Source organism: Empedobacter sp. GD03739, assembly GCF_029843245.1.
In the GTDB taxonomy this organism is placed as follows: domain Bacteria; phylum Bacteroidota; class Bacteroidia; order Flavobacteriales; family Weeksellaceae; genus Empedobacter; species Empedobacter falsenii_B.
Genome location: NZ_JAOCHX010000086.1, coordinates 1 through 4,696 on the forward strand (window position 1 = coordinate 1; position 4,696 = coordinate 4,696).

Below are 4,696 nucleotides of genomic sequence, written 5' to 3' on the forward strand. Positions count from 1 at the left end.
ACATGAGCATAAAATTATTATCAGAAATATGTATCTAACGAAAATATATGATTTTTCAGAATTTAAAAAAATAGAAATTATAAATTGTTATAAGAATTAATTATAAATGGAAACTCAAGAATATAAATACCTAATCTGTGTATATTTACTAGTAATAGATGCAGAAATTCATTCTAAGGAAATTGAATTTTTAACAAGTAATTTTCCGGAATTAGGCGTATACACTAAAGAGCAAGCAGAAAAAATAATGTCTGATGCAGAAGATAAAATTGAATTATCCACGTTGATTGATATTTTTAAAAATGAATCAGATTTAGAAAAAAATAATTTAATAGAAATATTAATTCAATTATCAATAAATGATGGTTTTTTTCACTCAAATGAAAAAGAATTTATTAAGAATTTAGCAAAAGAATCACATCTTCAACTTAGCAATATAGATCAGTTAATAGATAAGTATGAAAATGATTTTAAAGTCAATTATCTTGAGAAGAAACAATCATTATATTCTAATATAAAAGAAAAGTTTTTCAAAAAACTACATGATATAACAGAAAATGAATATTTTGAAAATAATCTTTTAGAAGGGAATACTTTTGTTGAAAAGGTGAAAGAAATTGCTGCAAGAGCAAGTAATGATCTTGATTTAGCTTCTGAGAAAATGTTAGATTTTAATCAAAAACTAAATGAAAATTTTAGCGAAATTGATGAGAATTCAAAAAAAATAACGAAGGTAGATTCTAAACACCAAAAGGATTCACTTTTAAATTTTATAGAAAAGTTAAATAAAGATACCAAAGATGATATATTAAAATCTATACAAATAAATACTGAAGTATTAGAGAAGAAGAAATATACAATAGATTATTTTTCTATTGCTTTTTTAGGAAGAACTAAAGCAGGTAAAAGTACTTTTCACAAAGTAATTACTGGTGAAGAAACCGATGATGTTGGTGTTGGTAAATTAAGAACAACTAGATACAATCGTGTTTTTAATTGGGAAAACATTCGAGTAATTGATACACCAGGTATTGGTGCTCCAGGCGGGAAAGAGGATACTGATATTGCACGTTCAATTATTGATGAAGCAGATTTAGTTTGTTATTTGGTAACCAATGATGCAATTCAAGAAACGGAATTTAATTTTTTAACGGAATTAAAAGATAAAAATAAACCCATTTTTATCATTCTTAATTACAAAGAAAATATAGAACATCCGAAGAGGTTAGAACGTTTTTTAAAAAATCCAAAAGCATGGTTAGAAAATAAAGATGATAAATCTTTAAATGGTCATATACAAAGGATCAATGAAATGATTTCTAAATATAATTACGATCCTGCATTGATTGAAGTTATACCAATACATTTATTAGCAGCTAGACTATCAAAAGATCCTCAAAATCACAAATCCAGTAAGGCTCTTTTAGAAGGTTCTAATATTAATCATTACAATAAAATTATTAAACAAACTATTTTTAGAAATGGTCATTTAAAGAAAACTCAAAACATTATTGATGGATGTAATTATCAAACGAGTCTAACGTATCATAAAACGAAACACAATATTGATGAGCTTAAGAAGCTTTTAAAAGAAATTAAAGAAGAGAAGAAAGGATTAATTAGCTATTTCGAACAAGAGCAAAAGAAAACAAAACAAGCAATTATTAACACAATTAATGGTATACATAATCAAATACGTGTTGACCTAAAGCAATTTGCTAAAGATGAATATGAAAATAAAGATATAGGAAAGGCCTGGGAAAAGCTGATGAATGATAAAGGTCATTATGCAACTTTGAAATTAAATATAGAAGATTTAATAGAAGATTTTCAAAAGAAAATTCAAGATAAATTGAAAGAAAGCTTAGATGAATTATCAATTAACATTGCTAAGTTAGATATTCAACATATTAGTGTGGATACTTTTGATTATAAATTTGCAGCGAACATAACATTAGGAGTTGTTGGTGCGGGTTTGACAACTATAGGATTGTTAGCTTCTAAATATGCAGTATTAAATGCATGGAATCCTACAGGTTGGGTAGCTGCAGGGATTGCAGCTGCTCTTACAGGATTAGGTTTCCTTATCAATTTTAGTTTGGATAGTAAAGAAACAAAAATCAATAAAGCAATTGATAAAGTTGTTGAAACTATAGAACCTAAAATTAAAGAGAACGAAAACGAAATGATTAAAAACTTTGAAAATGGTTTTAAAGAGTCAACACAAGAATTGAAATGTAAGCTTATTACAACTTATGATGATATGATTGATGGATTAGAAAATATTTTAAAGATATTAAATTCAATCAATCATAATGCAAAAGAGTATTCAGATTACTTTAATAAAGTTATGTTTTTTAGAGCTTTAGAGCATATGGGAAAAATAAACCTAAATAAACTTTTAACGGAGGAACTAGTTTATAAAGCCTTATCTAATACAACGATTACACGTGAAAAAGAAAATTTACTTATTAGTACGACATACAAATTAAAAGAAGATGAATTGATACTTTTAAATAAAGCATTGCAATTAAAAATTAAACTAAACTAAAATGAATACAGAATTAAAAATTAAAGAATTAGATTTAAAATTAAAAAAGTTAGTAGGTGATACTTTTGAAATTTTAGATGAATCTAATAATAACGAAATAAAATTTAGAATTGAACAAGAATTACAAGAATTAGAAAATCGTACCGATTTAAAAGTGGCTTTTGTAGGGCAATACAGTTCTGGTAAATCAACAATTATATCTGCACTAACAGGTGATAAAAATATCAAAATTGATGCAAACGTTGCAACAGATACTGTGGCTGAATATAAATGGCACAACATAGTCTTGATGGATACACCTGGTATTTTAGCAGGTAAAGTAGAAAAGCATGACGAGAATACCAAAACAGCATTGAAAGAGTGTGATTTAATCGTATATGTAATAACTAGTCAATTATTTGATGATATTATTTTTGAAAACTTTATCAGTTTAGCTTACGAGCAGCATCTTAAAGATAAAATGATTATTGCTATCAATAAAATGTCGATGGAAGCAGGCGAGTTTGATGATCTGGTGAATAACTATCGCCAATCTTTAAAAACAATCTTTAATGAAAGAGGATATGAATTTAATTTTGAGACGATTTTTATGGACGCAGCAGATTACATTGAGGGTAAAGATGATGAAGATGAAGAATTTATTCAGTTAAGTAATTTTAGTACGTTTATTTCTTCTTTAAATCAATTTGTTGAAGAAAAAGGGATTATTAAAAAACAATTTGATACACCAATTCGAATTTTGAAAGATGGTTTGTCAGATATTGCTTTAGCAGCAGTAGATCCAGAATTTCAATTATTAATTGAACAAGCTGAACCAAAAATTAAGAATGCTAAAAAAGATATTCAGCGAGGTGTAAATTTATTAATAAATGATATGGTCCAAGAAATAAAAAGTTTAGGTCACGACTTAACAAATAAAATGGAGGATGGCGAAAATGAATTTAAATTAGCAGAGGAGGAGTTTAATAATCATGTAAATAAAATTGTAGATAGACTTGATGATAAAATTCAGTCAATAATTGAAGAAGAAGAACGTGAATTAATGAATGAGATAGATGTATTTACATCAAAAAGTTCATTCGAATCATATGAGAAAAAATTGAATGATCAATTAAGTGATATTAAAATACCAAATGAATTAAAAATTAATTTAGAAAAGCAAAGACAAATTTTAGGTCTTTTAGGAAAGGGGGGGGATAAAATTGTCTCGATGACTTTTAAAGATTTAGCTGGATCCGGATTAAAAAATGTCAGTGGAAGTTCAATGCATGAAACCGTTTTAACTGTAGGAAAGTTTTTTGGACATAAATTTAAACCTTGGGGAGCTATAAAAACGGCAAATAAATTAGGTAATGCAGGAAAGTTTTTAGGACCAGCTGTATCAATTGCTGGGATAGGTTTAGATATATATTCAAAACAAAAAGAAGATAAACAAAGAAAAGAGCTAAAAGAGGCAAAGGATAGATATTTTTCATCTATTGTAACTTTTGCTGATAATATTAAAAGAAATAGTTTAAATAATTTAGAAGATTATATTAAAAATAGTTTTGATGCAAGATTGTCTGAGCTTAATGAGAATAAAATTGAACTTCTTAAAATGCAACAATCAAATACTAAATTTAGTGAAGCTATTCAAAAATTAGATTCCGAGTATGTGGAATTTATTGAGTTAATTGAGAATTAATTCTATTAATATAACTAAAAAATCCCAATCCATTTTCTAATAGATTGGGATTCTTTAGCTGCCAACAAAAGCAAAAATAACTCAAAACCCATAACTCAAAACTTACAACTCGAACCCAGCCGCCCCATCAAAGCTATGTGTACATAATGTGCTATTATAGCCTCCTGAACGGGCTAACGGGGACAAGCCCGCTATAATCACATTATGCAAAATAGCCCCTCCCTTACCTGTCCGATAATCCTTGTATCAAAAATCGTTTTTTGCCCTTGTTGAAGTCTGAATATATTGCCACAATCATTTTTGCGCTAACGATTTACTCCGTTAGGTTCATTTCGCTTCACTTCGTTCCATTTCAGTAAGCAAAAAATTTACTTTCATTTCACTACGTTCAGCTTCATTCACCCAACTCCGCAATACCAAGCCTAAAATAAGCTTTCCTTTCAGTCAAGCCCATTTTTGAA

At 27.8% G+C, this 4,696-nt stretch carries 2 protein-coding genes; both read left to right on the forward strand.

Annotated features, from left to right (window positions below; all coding sequences use genetic code 11):
• The first annotated feature begins 106 nt into the window (after nt 1-106).
• Nucleotides 107-2,551: a GTPase gene (locus N5E64_RS15415; RefSeq protein ID WP_280038267.1), complete on the forward strand. Its 2,445-nt coding sequence runs from the start codon at nt 107-109 to the stop codon at nt 2,549-2,551.
• A gap of 1 nt (nt 2,552) precedes the next feature.
• On the forward strand, nt 2,553-4,235 hold the full coding sequence (locus N5E64_RS15420) for a GTPase (protein WP_280038268.1): 1,683 nt from the start codon (nt 2,553-2,555) through the stop codon (nt 4,233-4,235).
• Nucleotides 4,236-4,696: the final 461 nt, after the last annotated feature.